We start from the raw sequence: 15,881 nt of genomic DNA, 5'->3' as shown, positions 1-15,881 counted from the left end.
GTCCGCGCATCGTAGCAGCATTCATTGCGATGTGGAATGCGTGGCCGGGGGGTGCTCCGGCTGGCTTCACAGGCCGAGGCGTAGCCGCACGAGATCTAGCCGCGTGCGCAGGGGGCGGCAGGCGCGGGGAAATTCGATGACGGCCACGCGAAGCGTGTGCGGCGCGGCCATGGCCCGCTCCACGGCGCTTGCGCGGATGATGACCAGTGCGCCGTCCGGGGCGTGAATCGTCGGAAACTGCTGGCGACCGGCGACGACCTCGCCCGTTTCGGCGTTGAGGACGAGCCCTGTCGCGGCGTCCTCGCGCCATGGTGCGCCCTGTGGGACGTGGTGGCGGCGTATGTCGAAGCCGAAGCCGCCCTGCCCTCTCGGTGCGAGTGCCGGGGAACCGTCGGCCATGCGGGCCGTGAAGCCCTGACAGGGGTGGTCCTCCGGCTGCGTCGCGCTGACGAGCATGTCCGCTTCGTCGGCCATGGCGGCGAAGCGCTCAAGGGCCAGCGCGACGTGCGCGGCGTCGAGGCGCGGACTGCGGAGGTCTGTCACCAGAATATCCTGCCCGGTGGCGAGACGCAGGGCCTCGTGTCCGCCGGGGGGCAGGAAGCCTGGTGCCTCGGGGCTGGGAATGGCGATGTGCGCGTCCATGCCGTGGGCCGCCAGCATGTCCGCTACGTCCGGGGTGTCGGCAATGGCAATGTGCTGTGCGGCGGGAAGCGTGTCGCGCACGGCCATGCAGGCCCGGCGTGCGCAGTCGGCCAGAAGTGGCGATTTGCGAAGGATGTCGTCCGGGGACAGGCAGGCGCAGATGGCGGCGATCATGGTTCGTCCCCCGGCCACGCGAAGAGCCCTGCGTCGAGGATGGCCTCGGCGAGGCGCAGGTCGTCTGCGGTGTCGATGTCCGTGCAGTGCACGGGATCGTCGAGGATTTCGTACCACACTCCCCTGCCCTCGAAGCTGACGCAGGTGCCGTCGTACAGGCCGTACTGGCGGTACACGGGCTGCTCGGCCGCCGGGAGAAATCGCCCGGCCGCGACGTGGGCGCAGGGGCCGCAGTTGATGCGGCGCACCGGAACGACCACGGCGTAGCCCGCCATGTTGCGCTCCACGAGACGATCCACGAGACCCTTGGGCCGGAAGGGATGGGTGGGATACAGTGTGGCGGCCACGTCGGGATGCTCGCCCTGCCGGGCCAGTTCTGCCAGCGCATGGCGGGTGACGGCACCGAGGCGCGCCGTATCGCCCGAGAGTTCCGCCGGCCGCAGGAACGGGGTTTCGGCTCCCCACTCCCGTGCCACGGCGGCGATGTCCGGATCGTCCGTGGACACGATGACCCGCGAAATGCGCCGTGAGCGCAGCGCCGCGGCGATGGTCCACGCGATGAGCGGACGTCCGCCGAGCAGACGCACGTTTTTGTGCGGAAGCCCCTTGGACCCGCCGCGCGCCGGGATGATGGCCACCGCCCGCATGTCCTTGCGCAGGGGGTGTGCATGCATGGAAACTTGTGTCGCCATATCGGAAGCATAGCGCAGGTGCGCCGGGGCCGTCCATGCCGCAGGGTGCCACGCAGGTGAAAAGTTCATGGCGTGGCGGCGGGTTGGAGAAATGACGCGAAGATGTTTGTCTGCGCCGCGAACCCTGTGGTATGCTTGGATTCCCTCTCATTCCAAGCGCTCGGGCCGGAGGAGCAGATGCCGCACAGCAACCGCGATTCCCTCGCCAATCTGGCCGAACATTACCGCAGACGCGGTGACCACGAGAAATCCCGCTACTACGCCGAACGGCTCCGCGAGGAGGAAGCCGCCGACGGGGACTCCGGGAGCTTCCAAGCGTCCATGGCCGCCGCGGAGTGTGCAGCGAGGCTCTACGGTGAGGAACGTTTCGACGAAATTCCGGAGCGTTGCGCGCACGAGCGCAGCCCCGCCATGCTGGCCCCCCTGTGTGGGGCGCTCTTGCGGCTGGGGCGTTTCGACGAGGCTGTGAGTTTTCTCTCCGCCCTGCCCGAGACGCCGGATGTGCTGCTGCGACGCAGGAGCGCACAGCTCTTGCCCGCCATAGCCGAGGCTGCGGCGAAGGCCACGGGGCGCGTGCATGTGCTGCTTCTGGCCCACAACCGTGAGGAGTACGTCCGTCGCGCCCTCGAACAGCTCGCCGCCACCGGGTATGGCGATTACGCCGTGTACATGGCCGACAACGGTTCCACCGACGGCACATGGGAGGCCATGCGCGCCGGAGTGAAGTGCTTCCCGGTGGATGTGCCCGTGTCCATGGAGCGCCTGCCCACCAACATCGGGCGTCCAGCCGGGCACAACTGGCTGCTTTCGCGCTTCTCCCATGCCGAGGCGGACTACATCGCCATCGCCGACGACGACCTCGTGGAGATTGCGCCCTCGTGGCTGTCCGACATGATCGGCACCATGAGCCTCTTCCCCCGCGCCGCCGCCGTGGGCGGGCTGGCCCTGAACCCCGGCCTGCCGCGCGTCGTGCATGGCGGGATCCGACGGGTGACGGCCTTCGGGCCGGATCGGCTGGAGATCACCAACGAGTGCGAGGAGGCGGACCGGGGACAGTTCGCCGTGGTGGATCTGGTGGACCACGTCATAGGCTGTCTGCACCTGTACCGGCGCGAGGCGCTGGAGGCAGTCGGCCCCTTCGATCTGCGCTTTTCCCCCTGCCAACTCGTGGACATTGAGCACCACCTGCGGGCGCGGGTGCACGGCTACGACATCGTGTTCAACGGATTCATTGAGTTCCGCCACCTGCGCGGCATGGGCCGCGCTGCTGGGACGGACCGCGCCGGAGCCGGAAACAGCCTCGGCAACGTAGTGAAGCTGCTTTACAAGTTCGATCAGGGCGCGGTGCGCTCCTTCCTCAAGGCCGAGGAAGCCCGCTACGCCGATTGGCTGCACGGCGGAGAGCGGTGATGCCCGATCAGTCTTTCGACTGGGCCGCCCTGACCCCGGACATCGCCAGCGGGCTTGCTGCGGCCGGAACCGGGACCGCGCATTTGCTTGGCGTCGGTCAGCGCTGCTACGACAAGGCGGCCAAGGCTCCCGCGTATGCGTGGCTCTTCGGACTGGGCTTCGACGTCCAGCTTCAGGCGTGGGCGCTCTCCCCTTGCGACGCCGCTATCGCCGGGCATCTTCTGGCTTTGGACGCGCGGCTGTCGCGCCTTTCGCCTGATCTCTCCGCCATTCTGGAATACGTGTGCGCGCACGCGGCCGAACCGCAGGGCGCGGCCTACGTCGCCCGTCTGCACCGCCTCGGGGAGCGCGAGAAACTACGGACCATGATCGGGCGCGGCATCGCCACCGAGGGCGGCAACCTTTTCTGGTGGGCGCAGGCCAGACAGGCGGCCATCGAGGATGCGGATTGGGATTGGCTTCTCGCCCTGCCCGAGCCGGATGACGGGGATGTCATCGGCGCGGCGCTACGGCGCTTCGCACGGGCGGATGTCGCCCTTCTTGCCGGGAATGATGACGCGGCGCTCACGGCCTATGCGGCCCTGCCGTGGCCGGGGCTGGAGTTGCGGCGCGGCGAATGTCTGCTGCGCATGGGGCGGCGCGACGAGGCCCTTGCCCTGTGGCGCGACACGGTGCGGGCGCGGCCGTGGGACGTGACGCTCCTTATGCGCCTGCATGCCGAGGAGACGGGCAGCGCATCGCGCCTGTGCGCGCCGCAGGGGCGTACGGCGGTGCTCCTCTATACGTGGAACAAGGCCGAGAGCCTGCGGCGCACCCTCGATTCCCTCGCCCGCACGGACCTGTGCGGCGCGCAGGTCGTCATCCTCGACAATGGCAGTACCGACGCCACCCCCGGCGTCATCGCCTCGGCCGTGGGTAGTCTCGGGACGCAGGGTGTGACGCTCCTTCGCGCCCCGGTCAACGTGGGCGCTCCGGCGGCGCGCAACTGGCTGCTCCATTCCCCGGAACTGGCGGACTGCGAATTTCTCGTCTACCTCGATGACGACGTGCGCCTGCCGCGCGACTGGCTGCGCAGGCTCGGTGCGGGAAGCGAGCTGCACCCCGCCGCATCGGCATGGGGCTGCCGGGTCGTCTGCGCGGATGCGCCCCACCATGTGCAGCACGCGGACATGCACATCCTGCCTGCTCCCGCCGCGCAGCAACTGGACCTCGTGCCAGGCACGGCCACCTTCGCCCTCTCGCGTCCCTTTGCCGAGGAGCCGGATTTCGGCCAGTTCGCCTACGTCCGTCCCTGCACCTCTGTGACGGGCTGCTGCCACATGTTCCGGCGCGAGACGCTTGTTTCCGCCGGGGGCTTCGATCTCCAGTTCTCGCCCTCGCAGTTCGACGACCTTGACCTCGATCTGCGCCTTGGTCGTATGGGCGGCTACGCTGTCTATCAGGGGCACCTGCGCGTGGCCCACGAGCAGGGGACTGCGGCGGCGGTCTTCTCGCGTAGCGGTGAGATGCCCTACGGCCCGGCGGGCAACATCTATAAGCTCTACCGTAAGCACGCCATGACCGACATGGACCTCCTGCGCGGGCAGATGCTCGCCGTGGTCCTCGACGACATCGCGGCGCGGCGCGCGGCCCTTGGGTTGTGACGCCCCGCCCCATCCCTTTCTCCACCCGTATAGCCTTCGCCGGAATTGTTGACATTTTCCGGTGCACGTCGTCTCATGCGAGGATGCGCGGGCGCGGCGCCTGTGCCGATACCGGAGAACACCATGCTTGAAGCGAAGAACAGACTCGGCATCATCTTCTTTCCGGCCTTCGACTGGGCCATAAGCCCCACCCACCCCGAGCGCGAGGAGCGCCTGCTTTACACGCAGGACCAGCTGCGCGAGGAGGGGCTGTTCGACATCGACGGCATCACCGAGCACAAGCCGGACATCGCCACCCACGAGGACGTGGAGCGCGTGCACTTCTGCCTGCCGGACGTGACCTCCGTGGCCACCAAGAGCCACCTCATCTCCGCCGGTGGGGCCATCAAGGCCGCGCGGCTGGTCATGGAGCGCGAGGAGGAGAAGGCCTTTGCCCTCGTGCGTCCGCCGGGACACCACGCCATGAAGTTCGTCCACGGCAACCGGGGATTCTGCAATATCAACGTCGAGGCGGTGATGGTGGAGCACATCCGTGCCCACTACGGCCACCGCCGCGTGGCCATCGTGGATACGGACTGTCACCATGGCGACGGCACGCAGGACATCTACTGGCACGATCCAGACACGCTGTTCATCTCGCTGCATCAGGACGGGCGCACCCTATACCCCGGCACCGGGTTCCCCATGGACCTCGGCGGACCGAACGCGCTTGGTCGGACCATCAACATCCCCCTGCCGCCGCACACCAGCGACGAAGGCTTCCTGCACGTCATCGACCATGTGGTGCGTCCCATCCTCGACGACTTCAAGCCGGATCTCGTCGTCAATTCCGCCGGGCAGGACAATCATTTCACCGACCCCATCACCAACATGAACTTTTCGGCGCGCGGCTACGCCCTGCTCAACGAGAAGCTCAACCCGGATATCGCCGTGCTCGAAGGCGGGTACTCCATTCAGGGTGCGCTGCCCTACGTGAACCTCGGCATCTGCCTCGCCATGGCCGGGCTGGATTCCTCGGGCGTTCGCGAGCCGGACTATGATCCCGAGCGCTTGCGTCAGCCGCAGAAGGTCACTGACTACATCAAGAGCCTCTCGGACCGCATGCGTGAGCTGTACTTCAATCCGCCGCGCAGTTCGCTTAGGGGCGACATGGCTGACGGCTTCTTCGTGCGCCACAAGGATATCTTCTACGATACCGACGGCATAAGCGAATCGCAGGTGGAGTCGGTCATGGTCTGCGACAACTGTCCCGGCGTGCTCAAGATCGAGTCGTGGTCCTCGGTGAATCCGCTGTCCGTGGGGATCGAGATTCCGATCACCGCGTGCGAGCGCTGTCACGGCAAGGGGCTTCAGTTGTGGGAGGAGGCGCAGGTCAAGGGCAGCTACCGCTACATGCAGCTCATCAACCGCAAGGACGGATACTGTCGGCAGTTCGGATTCTAGGATGCGGGCGGCGCGGAGACGCGCCATTGAGGCATTTCACGGGGGCGGAATCGGAAGGTTCCGCCCCCGCGTCGTATTCAGCGGATGTATTGGGGAAGGTTCAGGAAGAGATTGGTGGTGTAGGTGGTCATCTTGTCGAGAATCCACGGGAAGGCCACGAGCAGCGCCACAAAGATGGCGATGATCTTGGGGATGAAGGTCAGCGTCATCTCTTGAATCTGCGTGGCAGCCTGAAGGACGCTGATGACGATGCCGACCACGAGGCCGATGCCGAGCATGGGCAGGGAGATGAGCAGTGTCATCTCGATGGCTTGCCGGGCGAAGCCGATGACGAATTCGGGAGTCATGGGGCTGGCCTCCGTCAGTAGTAGAAGCTGTTGACGAGTGACGCCGTGAGCAGGTTCCAGCCGTCGACCATGACGAACAGGAGCAGCTTGAACGGCAGGGAGATCATGACCGGCGGTAGCATCATCATGCCCATGGCCAGCAGGATGGAGGCCACGACCATGTCGAGGATGAGGAACGGGATGTAGATGAGGAAGCCGATGGTGAAGCCGGTCTTGAGTTCGCTAATAACGAAGGCCGCCACGAGCATGGGCGTGGGAACGTCGGCCTTGGTCTGCGGCTGTTCCTTGCCGGTGACGGCGTAGAACACAGAAAGGTCCTTCTCGCGGGTGTGCTTGAACAGGAACTCGCGCACGGGCACCTGTGCCTTGTCCAGCGCCTCGTTGAAGCCGATTTCCTCGTTGATGTAGGGCTGGAGCGCCTCGTCGTTGATGCGCGTGCCCACGGGCATCATGATGATGATCGTCATGAAAATGGCGAGGCTGGCCATGACCTGGTTGGGCGGCATCTGCTGCGTGCCCATGGCCTGACGCAGAAACGAGAAGACGATGATGATGCGCGTGAACGACGTCATGGTGATCATGATGGCCGGAGCCAGCGAGAGCACCGTGAGCAGGAACAGGATTTCCAGCAGCACCGAGACCTTTTCGGGTTCGGCCTGTCCTGCGGCGAGGTTCAGGGTGAGCTGGGGGATGGTCGGCTCGGCAAGGGCCAGAGCCGGAACGAGGAGCGCCGCCACAAGGGCAGCCGCGCTAGCGAGGGTCGCCTTGCGCCTTGTCGAGAGTCTGCGAGAAGTCTGGCTGAGTGTCGTCATCGCCGATTTCCGTTTCGGTTAGCAGATTGATGCTGGAGTCGGTGACCCCGAGCACCAGATGCTTATTCAAGAACCGGACCACGACGATGTTTTTCTTGGGTCCGATGGGCAGTTGTCCTTCGACCTTGAGCAGACCCCGGGCCTGCATGCCGAAGCCCGCCCGCGCGCCGAACCGCTTGAGGAGCCAGAAGCCCCCGAGCAGAATGGACAGCACGAGCAGAAGCCCGCCCACGGCGCGAAGCGACGCCGCGCCGAGGTCGGTGCCGGGAACGGGCACGGCGGCCGCGCTCTCGCCCGCCGCCAGAGCCGCCACAGGGGCGAGAACGGCGACGAGTAGCGCGCAGGCCGCGATGGGGGATGTGCCGGAAGTGCGTGTCATGGCGCTAGCCGAGCTGCTTGACCCGCTCGATGGGGCTTATGATGTCGGTGAGGCGCACGCCGAATTTCTCGTTGATGACCACGGCCTCGCCGCGCGCTACCAGCTTGCCGTTGACGTAGATTTCCAGCGGCTCGCCAGCCAGCTTGTTCAGTTCGATGACCGAACCCTGGCCGAGCTGGAGAAGTTCGTTGATGAGCAACTTGGTGCGGCCCAGTTCCGCCGAGACGTCCAGCGGGATGTCGAGGATGAAGTCGAGGTCTCGCTTGGTGCGGTCCGGGCGCGGAGCCTTGGCCTCGTCCGTCAAATCCTTGAACACCGCGTCAGAGCTTTGAGCGGAGAGCTGGCGCTGGGCCTGCTCCTGCTGCATGCCCGCCGCCTCGTCCTCGGCCAGCGCTGCGGCCCATTCGGCGGCCAGCGCATCGTCGTCGACGCCGGAATCTCCGCCGCCTGCGGGCTTTGACGAGCCGTCGTCCTCAAGCGCTGCGGCCCATTCGGCAGCCAGTTGATCCTGATCGAGTTCCTTTTCCATGCCTATCCCCTTGTGCGGATGAGAGATTGCCTGCCAGGTCGCCTTGCAGCTATTGGACCACCATTTCCGTGAAGTACACGCGCAGGATGGACGAGCCGCCCATGATCTGGTTCAGGCGCTTCACGATTTCGTCCTTCAGCTCCAGCTTCGCGTCGATGCTCGAAAGCTCGGAGAAGGTCTTGCTGGACAGGAGCAGGATGATGGCGTCGCGGACCTTGGCTTCGGACTTGCCGAGGACTTCGGCGGATTCCTTGTTGGCGACCTCCACGGACAGGGTGAGCTTCAGGTAACGCCTGCCCAGCGGGTCCGCGAGGTTGACCACGAAGGTCGGCAGCGTCACGAGTTCCGTCTCGCCGGGCTGGGCGGCGGGGGCCATGGGCTGCGCCTCGGTCTCCTGCGTGGCATTGGCCGGGGCCTCACCACCGAGGAGCTGGTTCTTGATGATGGGCCATGCGAAGAAGCCAGCGGCCACGAGGCCCAGAAGGACCACGAGGATGATGATCCACTTGAGCATGCCGCCCTTTTTCTTTTCGCTTTTCGGGGCTTCGAGTTGTTCGTCGGCCACGGTGTGCTCCTTTGGGGAGATTGGTTGTTACTGCGTGTACGCGCCGAGCCACGGGGTCGTCTTGAGAAGAATCTCCACGCGCCGGTTCTGGGCGCGGCCGTCCGTGCTGGCGTTGTCGGCGATGGGCCAGTTGGGGCCATAGCCGGATACGGAAAATCTCTCGCCGGGGATGCCCTGCGACAGGAAGTGTTGCAGCACCGCGAGGGCGCGCTCGCCGGACAGCCGGTAGTTGCCCGCCGCATCCCCGCCCACGCTGTCTGTGTAGCCGGAGACGTTGATCGGGGCGCTCATGTATTGCAGCACCTCTCCGATGGCGGTGAGGATCGGCCGTGCCTGCGGACCGAGCTGCGCGCTGCCCGTGGAGAACAGCAGCTTGTCCGTGAGCACCAGCGCCACGCCTTCCGGGCGTTCGAGAACGTGCAGGTTCTCGTTGAGGGTGCTGCGGCTCAGTTCCTCGGGTAGAATGTCGTCCGGGAATAGCAGATCCTTGATCCGCTGCTGCTTTTCGAGCACTTCCCATGGCTTGTCCAGCGCATCGATGATGAACTTGATGTGCTGGGGCACCCTGCCCGCGCTACGATAGGACAAGAATCCTATGTCATCGCTGAAGATGGTGATCCTCGACAGTGTGCTGCGATCCATGGACGCCATACTGAGCAGGAGCACGAAAAATGTCAAAAGCAGGGTGACGAGGTCGCCGAAGGTGATGAGCCATTCGTCGCCAGACATTCCGCCGCCGCCCTTTTTCTTCTTCTTGGCCATGCGCGCTCTCCCCTACTGTCCCATGCCCCGGCGTTCGAAGCGGAAGATGAAGTCCTTGTAGCGGAATTCGTCCGAGGGCGCGTCCTTGCGCGTGGGGCCGAGCCTGTCGAGCCACTTGGCGTTGCGCTTGTCGAGGATGATGTCTACGCGGCGGTTCTTACGCCGGTCTTTGGCCGTGAGCTCGCTGTAGCGCGGATGGTAGCGCCCGAAGGCCTCCACGCGCAGCATGGCCGGGTCCATGCCCGCCTCAATGAGGAAGCGGTAGATGCCCATCACCCGCGCGAAGGACAGCCGCCACGAATCGTCCATGGATTTGCCGCGATCTTCCACGCGGTAGCTCGTGCCCTCCTCGTCGCGCAGGGACGAGGTGTGCCCGGCCAGCAGGATGGGGTATTCCACCGAAAAGAGTACGGGCAGGGCGCGTTCGAGCAGTTGCCGCCCCTGCGGCTTGAGGATGGCTCCTCCCGGCTCGAAGAGCACGTCGTCCGCGATGGAGAACACCTGCACGAAGCGGTTGGAGGAGAAGTTCAGGTCCTCGTTGGCGTCTTCCCAGATGAGCGCCTTGAGCGGTTCGAGGTCGTCGGTGCTTTCGGTCTCGATGGGGCCGGGTTCCACGGAGCGCTTTTTGTCCTGCGTGGAGAGCACCTCGTAGCTGTCGCGCCCGAGGCCGAAGGTGCCGACGATGGAACCGAGCACCACCAGCTTGCGGCGCTCGTCCATGACGCTCATGCTCACCAGAAGCACGAAGAACGTCAGCATGAGGGTCATCATGTCGGAGAACGTGACCAGCCATGCGGGGACGCCTTCGGGCTTCTGCTCCTTCTTCTCTCGTGCCATGCGCGGCTCCGTGGTCCGTGGATCAACCCTCCTGCCGGCGATCTCTGGGCGGCAGGAAGCTGTTGAGCTTTTCCTCGATGATGCGGGGGTTCTCGCCCTTGGAGATGGAAAGGATGCCGTGCATCACCATTTCCTTGAGCAGCACCTCTTCCTTGCTTCTCGTCTTTAGCTTGCCCGCCATGGGGTTGAAGACGAGGTTGGCGAGCACTGCGCCGTAGAACGTGGTCAGAAGCGCCACGGCCATGGCCGGGCCGATGGTGCTCGGGTCGCTCATGGTCTGGAGCATCTGCACCAGACCGATGACGGTGCCGATCATGCCCATGGCTGGGGCGAATGCGCCGAGGGTGGAGCAGATTTCCGCGCCGATGCTGTGCCTGTCCTCCAGATAGGAGATCTCCGTTTCGAGGATTTCCTGAATGGTCTGCGGTTCGAGACCGTCGACCGTGAGCTGCAGGCCCTTCTTCAGGAAATGGTCGTCGATTTCCTTGATGAGCGGCTCCAGCGACAGGATGCCCTCGCGCCGTGCGCGGTTGGCGTAATCCATGAATTTTTCGATGATTTCGGCGGGGCTTTCCATGCCGGCGAAGAAGGTCTTCTTGATGACGCCCATCACGCCGAGGATGTGGCTGAGCGGATAGTTGACCATGGTCGCGCCGATGGTCCCGCCCACCACGATGAGCACCGAGGGGATGTTGACGAAGATGAGGGGGCTGCCTCCGGTGACGATGGCCGCCGCCACCAGTCCGAAGGAAAGCACGATTCCGATGAGCGTCGCAAGATCCATGGCGTTCGCCGGCTCCTACTGTTTGACGGGCCGTGGCCCGAAGATGCGCGTTCCCACTCGCACGATGGTCGCCCCTTCCATGACGGCCTCGGGGAAGTCGTCGGTCATACCCATGGACAAGTCCGGCAGCTTCGCGCCGAGGCTGGGCTCCAGCTTGTCCCGCAGTTCGCGCAGCCGCGCGAAGAGCGGACGGCGCTGCTCCGGCGTCAGGTCGAAGGGCGGCAGCAGCATGAGCCCGCGTAGCCGGAGCGTGGACAGGCCGAGAACCTCCTCGGCCAGAGCGGAAAGCTCGCTCTCCTCCACTCCCGCCTTCTGGCCCTCGCCCCCGAGGTTGACCTCGATGAGCACGTCCAGCGTGGGGGCACATGTTGCCGCAAGGCGTTTATGCAAGGCTTGGGCCAGCTTGGAGCCGTCCAGCGTATGGAGGAGGCCGAAGCGGTCGGGCACGAACTTGGCCTTGTTGCTTTGCAGACGCCCCGTGAAGTGCCACGAGATGTCGATATCCGCCAACTCGTCCTGCTTGGCCAGGGCTTCCTGAATGTAGTTTTCGCCGAAGTGGCGCTGCCCGCCCTCGTAGGCCGCACGCACCGCGTCAGCGGGGTGGAACTTGGAGATGGCCACCAGCGCCACGTCCTCGGGCCTGCGCCCGGAAACGCGTGCCGCCTCGGCCACGGCGTCGAGTGTTCCGGCCAGTCGATCGCGGATGCCCTGCGCCTCGATATCGGAAATCATGGGATGTGTCCTCGTTGGTCTGCGTGCGCCCCGTGTGCCGGGACGCCGCGCCGTCAAAAGATCGGCGGAGCATCGCGGATGCGCTCCCGCCTGATACGTATGCGGGGCGGACTTCCGCAGAAGCTCCGCCCCGTGGTGAATCGTCGTTGGCCGTGGGGGACCTAGTCCTCCATGCCGCCGGTCAGCCCGATGGCCTGCAGGAAGGAGACGTCCTCGGTCCAGCCACTGCGGACCTTGACCCACAGTTCGAGGTGAACCTTTTTCTCAATGAGCGTCTTCAGCTCCTTGCGGGCCTTCTGGCCGATGTCCTTGAGGTTCTGACCCCCCTTGCCGATGACCATGGCCTTGTGGTTGTCCCTGGTCACGTAGATCACGGCGGAGATGGTGACCATGTGGTCGTCTTCGCTCCATTCCTCGATCTCCACGGCGGTGGTGTACGGAAGCTCGTGGCGCAGGCCGAGGAACAGCTTCTCGCGGATGGTCTCCGAGGCCATGAAACGCAGCGGCACGGTGGAGACCTGATCCTCGGGGAACATGGGCGGGCACTCGGGCAGGCACTGCTTGACGCTCGCGAGCAGCCGGTCTACGCCTTCGTTCGTTGCGGCGCTCACCGGGATGATCTCGGCGTTGGGCCATGTGGAGGAGAAGAATTGCATGAGCGGCAGCAGCGCGGCCTTGTCCTTGACCAGATCGATCTTGTTGAGGGCGAGGAATACGGGCTGCTGCGTGCCGGCGACGCGTTTGACCAGCGGCTGCATCTCCTTTTCAAGCAGATACGGCTTCTTGGCGTAGAGATCCGCATCCGCCATGACAACCATCACGTCGGCGGATTCCGCCGCGTTCCAGGCCGCCTGCAGCAGAAAGCGGTTCATCCTGCCGGACAGGCGGTGTACGCCCGGGGTGTCCAGAAACATGATCTGGGCGTCCGGATCGGTGAGGATGCCGGTGATCTGGTTGCGGGTGGTCTGGGGTTTGGGGCTGACGATGGCCACCTTCTGGCCGAGGATGCCATTGAGCAGGGTGGATTTTCCTGCGTTGGGCGGGCCAAGAAGGACCACGGTTCCGAAACGGTGCGTCATGCGGTTTTGATTCTCCTTCAATGAATACTGTTCTGTTTCGCCCTGTTGTGGGCGTTTTTCTCGTCCAAGGTTGACTCGCCGGAAAGATAGTATACGTTAATCAGTCATGTTCCGGCACCGGAAGCGTCCACCAATTCAATCCGAAAAGCAAGGGTTGCCTTGCCCGAGCCGTTCGGCTACGGAACCTCGTCAATATGAGCAAGAATCTAATCATCGTCGAGTCACCGGCCAAGGTGAAGACCATCAAGAAGTTCCTCGGACGGCAGTACGCCGTCGAGGCCAGCGTCGGCCACGTCCGCGATTTGCCGGACAAAAAGCTCGGCGTGGACGAGGAATCCTTCGAGCCGGAGTACCAGATCATTCCGGGCAAGGAAAAGGTCGTGAACAAGCTGACCTCCGCCGCCGCCAAGGCCGAGACCATCTATCTCGCGCCCGACCCGGACCGCGAGGGAGAGGCCATCGCGTGGCATGTCGCCAGAATCCTGCGCGACAGCAACGGCGAAGCGACCATCCAGCGTATCCAGTTCAACGAGATCACGTCCCGTGCCGTCAAGGAGGCGCTGGAACATCCCCGCGAACTCGACGAGGATCTTTTCAATTCCCAGCAGGCGCGGCGCGTTCTTGACCGCCTCGTGGGCTACAAGGTCTCTCCCCTTCTATGGAAGAAGGTGAAGCGCGGCATCTCCGCCGGGCGTGTGCAGTCCGTGGCCCTGCGGCTGGTGGTGGACCGCGAGAAGGAACGCCGGGCCTTCGAGCCCGAAGAGTATTGGGTGCTCAAGGTCCGTCTCGCCGGAGACACGCCCCCGCCCTTCGAGGCCGACCTGTGGAAGGTGGGCGGCAAGCCCGCCAAGGTCGGCTCCGGCGATCAGGCAGCGGCCGTGGAGGCCGCCGTGCGTTCCGGCGCGTTCAGCGTGGAGTCCGTGGAAGAGAAGGAACGCCGCAGGCAGCCCTTGCCGCCGTTCATTACCTCCACCCTGCAGCAGGAGGCCAACCGCCGTCTCGGCTTCTCGGCCAAGCGCACCATGAGCACCGCTCAGCGTCTGTACGAGGGCGTGGACCTCGGCGAGCGAGGCACCACCGCGCTCATTACCTACATGCGTACCGACTCGGTGCGCATCGCCAACGATGCCCGCGACGCCGCCAAGGATTTCATCGTCGAGCGCTTCGGTGCGGACTTCTATCCGCCCAAGGCCCGGCAGTTCAAGACCAAGGCCTCCGCGCAGGACGCCCACGAGGCCATCCGTCCCGTCGATGTGGAGATCACTCCGGATGACGTGAAGGCCCTGCTGCCCGCCGATCAGTTCAAGCTCTATAAGCTCGTTTGGGAGCGCTTCGTGGCGTCGCAGATGGCGGCGGCGACCTTCTGGGATACCACCGTCACCGTGCGCGCCGCCGGAGAGGGCGTGGATGCGTCCATGGAGACCCTGTGGCGCACCAAGGGCGAGCGCATGCTCTTCCCCGGCTTCCTCACCGTGTACAGCCCGTCGGGCAACGGCGAGGCCGAGGCGGAACTGCCCAAGCTCGCGGCCGGACAGGACCTCACCCTCGAAGACTTCCAGAAGGAACAGAAGTTCACCCAGCCGCCGCCGCGCTACAGCGAAGCGTCACTGGTCAAGGAGTTGGAGGAGAAGGGCATCGGCCGTCCGTCGACCTATGCGGCCATCATCTCCACACTGCTGGCGCGCGAGTACGTGCAACTCACGGACAAGCGTTTCATTCCTACGGACCTTGGTGCCGTGGTCAGCGACCTGCTCACCGAGCACTTCGAGACGCTCCTCGACGTCGGCTTCACGGCCAGCATGGAGGAGAGCCTCGACCGCGTGGCCACTGGCGAGCAGGACTGGATCGCCCTGCTCAAGGACTTCACCACGGACTTCTACCCCACCCTCGACCGGGCGCGGGACAACATGGCCCGTGTGAAGACCGGTCTCCAGACTGAGATGCCCTGTGAGGTGTGTGGCAAGCCCATGGTCATCAAGTTCGGGCGCGCGGGGACTTTCCTCGCCTGCTCCGGCTATCCGGGCTGCACCAATACTAAGAACTTCACCCGCAACGAACAGGGCGACATCGAGATCATCGAGAAGGCCAAGGCCGAATCCGAGAAGCTCGGTCGCAAGTGCCCGGAATGCGGCGGCGAGCTTGTGCTCAAGCGTGCGCGGACCGGCAGCCGCTTCATCGCCTGCGATAACTACCCGGACTGCACCTATACGGAGCCGTTTACCACGGGCATCACTTGTCCCAAGTGCGGACAGGGCGAGCTGGTGGAGAAGTCCTCGCGGCGCGGCAAGCTGTTCTTCTCGTGCAGCCGCTACCCGGATTGCGACTACGCCCAGTGGAATCCGCCCGTGGCCGAGGCATGCCCGGACTGCGGCTTCCCCGTGCTGGAGCGCAAGAACACCCGAGCACGCGGCGAGCACCTGGCCTGTCCCAATAAGGACTGCAAGTATACGCGAGCCCTGACCGAAGAGGACGCCTAGCCTCGCGGTATCGTGGCGGATGGCGGGCGATGTCCTGTCATTTCGCCATGGTGCGCGGGAAGGCGCGATGGCAGGGAAGCCTTGTTTGGCGCGGGTTTTGGTGAAAAGATCGGTGAATGTTGAAAAAATCTTCTGAAACCTGTTGACGGCAGGGGCTGTTTTGCCTAGAACCGCCCTCCGCCGCACGGAAAAGGCAACAGCCACTCCGAAACGGCAATTTGAAAAAAGGTGAAAAAACGGGTTGACGACGACGGCTAAGCCGGTTAGTTCTGCCACCCCGCCGCACGGAAGGATCTTCCGACGCGGCGCCGAAAAAAAGTTGAAAAAAGAGGTTGACGGACGCTGACCCACGGGTTAGAGACCGCAACCCGCCGCACGAAGCGCAAGCTTCCGCGGCACTTGAAAAAAAAGTTTGAAAAGAGGTTGACGGAGCCAACGCGCTCCGATAGAAACGCCTCTCGCAACGCCAAACGGCGTTGGCGGATTTGGTCTTTGACAATTAAATAGCGAGTCGTGTCGATCTTGAACGAATTGCCTTAAAAGTCAGCTTTGCGGTTCGATAAAATCGGATCGC

The 15,881-nt window shown here is 64.5% G+C and carries 16 protein-coding genes; 4 read left to right on the top strand and 12 right to left on the bottom strand.

What is annotated here, in order from left to right:
* Positions 1–66 precede the first annotated feature (66 nt).
* The gene (locus GGQ74_RS08030) at positions 67–816 is read right to left on the bottom strand and encodes a hypothetical protein (RefSeq protein ID WP_167941060.1); all 750 of its coding nucleotides are present in this window, start codon (positions 814–816) and stop codon (positions 67–69) included.
* Positions 813–1,490: an acylneuraminate cytidylyltransferase family protein gene (locus GGQ74_RS08025; protein ID WP_209280136.1), complete on the bottom strand. Its 678-nt coding sequence runs from the start codon at positions 1,488–1,490 to the stop codon at positions 813–815. The genes GGQ74_RS08030 and GGQ74_RS08025 overlap by 4 nt, the downstream gene beginning before the upstream one ends.
* A gap of 195 nt (positions 1,491–1,685) precedes the next feature.
* On the opposite strand from GGQ74_RS08025, the gene GGQ74_RS08020 reads away from it, so the two are divergent.
* From GGQ74_RS08020 to GGQ74_RS08010, 3 genes are all read left to right on the top strand, one after another.
* The gene (locus tag GGQ74_RS08020; RefSeq protein ID WP_167941059.1) at positions 1,686–2,918 is read left to right on the top strand and encodes a glycosyltransferase family 2 protein; all 1,233 of its coding nucleotides are present in this window, start codon (positions 1,686–1,688) and stop codon (positions 2,916–2,918) included.
* Entirely contained in the window at positions 2,918–4,561 is a 1,644-nt protein-coding gene (locus tag GGQ74_RS08015) for a glycosyltransferase family 2 protein (RefSeq protein ID WP_167941058.1), read from the top strand. The genes GGQ74_RS08020 and GGQ74_RS08015 overlap by 1 nt, the downstream gene beginning before the upstream one ends.
* Before the next feature lie 123 nt (positions 4,562–4,684).
* Entirely contained in the window at positions 4,685–6,004 is a 1,320-nt protein-coding gene (locus GGQ74_RS08010; RefSeq protein WP_167941057.1) for a histone deacetylase family protein, read from the top strand.
* A 77-nt stretch (positions 6,005–6,081) separates the two neighbouring features.
* Here GGQ74_RS08010 and fliQ read toward each other — a convergent pair whose 3' ends face one another.
* From fliQ to era, 10 genes are all read right to left on the bottom strand, one after another.
* Positions 6,082–6,351 (bottom strand): flagellar biosynthesis protein FliQ, encoded by a 270-nt coding sequence (gene fliQ / locus GGQ74_RS08005; RefSeq protein WP_167941056.1) that lies wholly within the window; start codon positions 6,349–6,351, stop codon positions 6,082–6,084.
* A gap of 14 nt (positions 6,352–6,365) precedes the next feature.
* Positions 6,366–7,163 carry a flagellar type III secretion system pore protein FliP gene (gene fliP, locus GGQ74_RS08000; RefSeq protein ID WP_167941055.1) on the bottom strand — a complete coding sequence of 266 codons (798 nt, stop codon included), beginning with the start codon at positions 7,161–7,163 and terminating at the stop codon, positions 6,366–6,368.
* Positions 7,102–7,542, bottom strand: a complete 441-nt coding sequence (gene fliO / locus GGQ74_RS07995) for a flagellar biosynthetic protein FliO (RefSeq protein ID WP_167941054.1) — start codon at positions 7,540–7,542, stop codon at positions 7,102–7,104. The genes fliP and fliO overlap by 62 nt, the downstream gene beginning before the upstream one ends.
* A 4-nt stretch (positions 7,543–7,546) precedes the next feature.
* Positions 7,547–8,071: a flagellar motor switch protein FliN gene (fliN, locus tag GGQ74_RS07990; RefSeq protein WP_167941053.1), complete on the bottom strand. Its 525-nt coding sequence runs from the start codon at positions 8,069–8,071 to the stop codon at positions 7,547–7,549.
* 49 nt (positions 8,072–8,120) lie between these two features.
* A complete protein-coding gene (locus GGQ74_RS07985; RefSeq protein ID WP_342448601.1) occupies positions 8,121–8,636 on the bottom strand; it encodes a flagellar basal body-associated FliL family protein in 516 nt (171 codons plus the stop codon).
* Between the two features lie 27 nt (positions 8,637–8,663).
* Entirely contained in the window at positions 8,664–9,398 is a 735-nt protein-coding gene (locus tag GGQ74_RS07980; protein ID WP_167941052.1) for an OmpA/MotB family protein, read from the bottom strand.
* Positions 9,399–9,410: 12 nt separating this feature from the next.
* Positions 9,411–10,235: an OmpA/MotB family protein gene (locus GGQ74_RS07975; protein ID WP_167941051.1), complete on the bottom strand. Its 825-nt coding sequence runs from the start codon at positions 10,233–10,235 to the stop codon at positions 9,411–9,413.
* 22 nt (positions 10,236–10,257) lie between these two features.
* Positions 10,258–11,019, bottom strand: a complete 762-nt coding sequence (locus GGQ74_RS07970) for a motility protein A (RefSeq protein WP_167941050.1) — start codon at positions 11,017–11,019, stop codon at positions 10,258–10,260.
* A gap of 15 nt (positions 11,020–11,034) precedes the next feature.
* The gene (locus GGQ74_RS07965; RefSeq protein WP_167941049.1) at positions 11,035–11,751 is read right to left on the bottom strand and encodes a YggS family pyridoxal phosphate-dependent enzyme; all 717 of its coding nucleotides are present in this window, start codon (positions 11,749–11,751) and stop codon (positions 11,035–11,037) included.
* Positions 11,752–11,912: 161 nt separating this feature from the next.
* Entirely contained in the window at positions 11,913–12,830 is a 918-nt protein-coding gene (gene era, locus GGQ74_RS07960) for a GTPase Era (protein ID WP_167941048.1), read from the bottom strand.
* A gap of 194 nt (positions 12,831–13,024) precedes the next feature.
* Between era and topA the strand changes: the two genes are divergently transcribed.
* Complete coding sequence (gene topA / locus GGQ74_RS07955) at positions 13,025–15,307, top strand: type I DNA topoisomerase (RefSeq protein ID WP_167941047.1); 2,283 nt, start codon at positions 13,025–13,027, stop codon at positions 15,305–15,307.
* Positions 15,308–15,881 lie beyond the last annotated feature (574 nt).

Source organism: Desulfobaculum xiamenense (genome assembly GCF_011927665.1).
GTDB classification, from domain to species: domain Bacteria; phylum Desulfobacterota; class Desulfovibrionia; order Desulfovibrionales; family Desulfovibrionaceae; genus Desulfobaculum; species Desulfobaculum xiamenense.
This window is presented reverse-complemented; position numbering and strand designations above follow the sequence as displayed.

Coding starts and splice junctions, on each gene's coding strand:
- GGQ74_RS08030 (WP_167941060.1), bottom strand. CDS start 816: ATGATCGCCGCCATCTGCGCCTGCCTGTCCCCGGACGACATCCTTCGC.
- GGQ74_RS07970 (WP_167941050.1), bottom strand. CDS start 11,019: ATGGATCTTGCGACGCTCATCGGAATCGTGCTTTCCTTCGGACTGGTG.
- era (WP_167941048.1), bottom strand. CDS start 12,830: ATGACGCACCGTTTCGGAACCGTGGTCCTTCTTGGCCCGCCCAACGCA.
- GGQ74_RS07980 (WP_167941052.1), bottom strand. CDS start 9,398: ATGGCCAAGAAGAAGAAAAAGGGCGGCGGCGGAATGTCTGGCGACGAA.
- fliP (WP_167941055.1), bottom strand. CDS start 7,163: ATGACGACACTCAGCCAGACTTCTCGCAGACTCTCGACAAGGCGCAAG.
- GGQ74_RS08025 (WP_209280136.1), bottom strand. CDS start 1,490: ATGCATGCACACCCCCTGCGCAAGGACATGCGGGCGGTGGCCATCATC.
- fliO (WP_167941054.1), bottom strand. CDS start 7,542: ATGACACGCACTTCCGGCACATCCCCCATCGCGGCCTGCGCGCTACTC.
- GGQ74_RS08015 (WP_167941058.1), top strand. CDS start 2,918: ATGCCCGATCAGTCTTTCGACTGGGCCGCCCTGACCCCGGACATCGCC.
- topA (WP_167941047.1), top strand. CDS start 13,025: ATGAGCAAGAATCTAATCATCGTCGAGTCACCGGCCAAGGTGAAGACC.
- GGQ74_RS07965 (WP_167941049.1), bottom strand. CDS start 11,751: ATGATTTCCGATATCGAGGCGCAGGGCATCCGCGATCGACTGGCCGGA.
- GGQ74_RS07975 (WP_167941051.1), bottom strand. CDS start 10,235: ATGGCACGAGAGAAGAAGGAGCAGAAGCCCGAAGGCGTCCCCGCATGG.
- GGQ74_RS08020 (WP_167941059.1), top strand. CDS start 1,686: ATGCCGCACAGCAACCGCGATTCCCTCGCCAATCTGGCCGAACATTAC.
- fliQ (WP_167941056.1), bottom strand. CDS start 6,351: ATGACTCCCGAATTCGTCATCGGCTTCGCCCGGCAAGCCATCGAGATG.
- GGQ74_RS08010 (WP_167941057.1), top strand. CDS start 4,685: ATGCTTGAAGCGAAGAACAGACTCGGCATCATCTTCTTTCCGGCCTTC.
- fliN (WP_167941053.1), bottom strand. CDS start 8,071: ATGGAAAAGGAACTCGATCAGGATCAACTGGCTGCCGAATGGGCCGCA.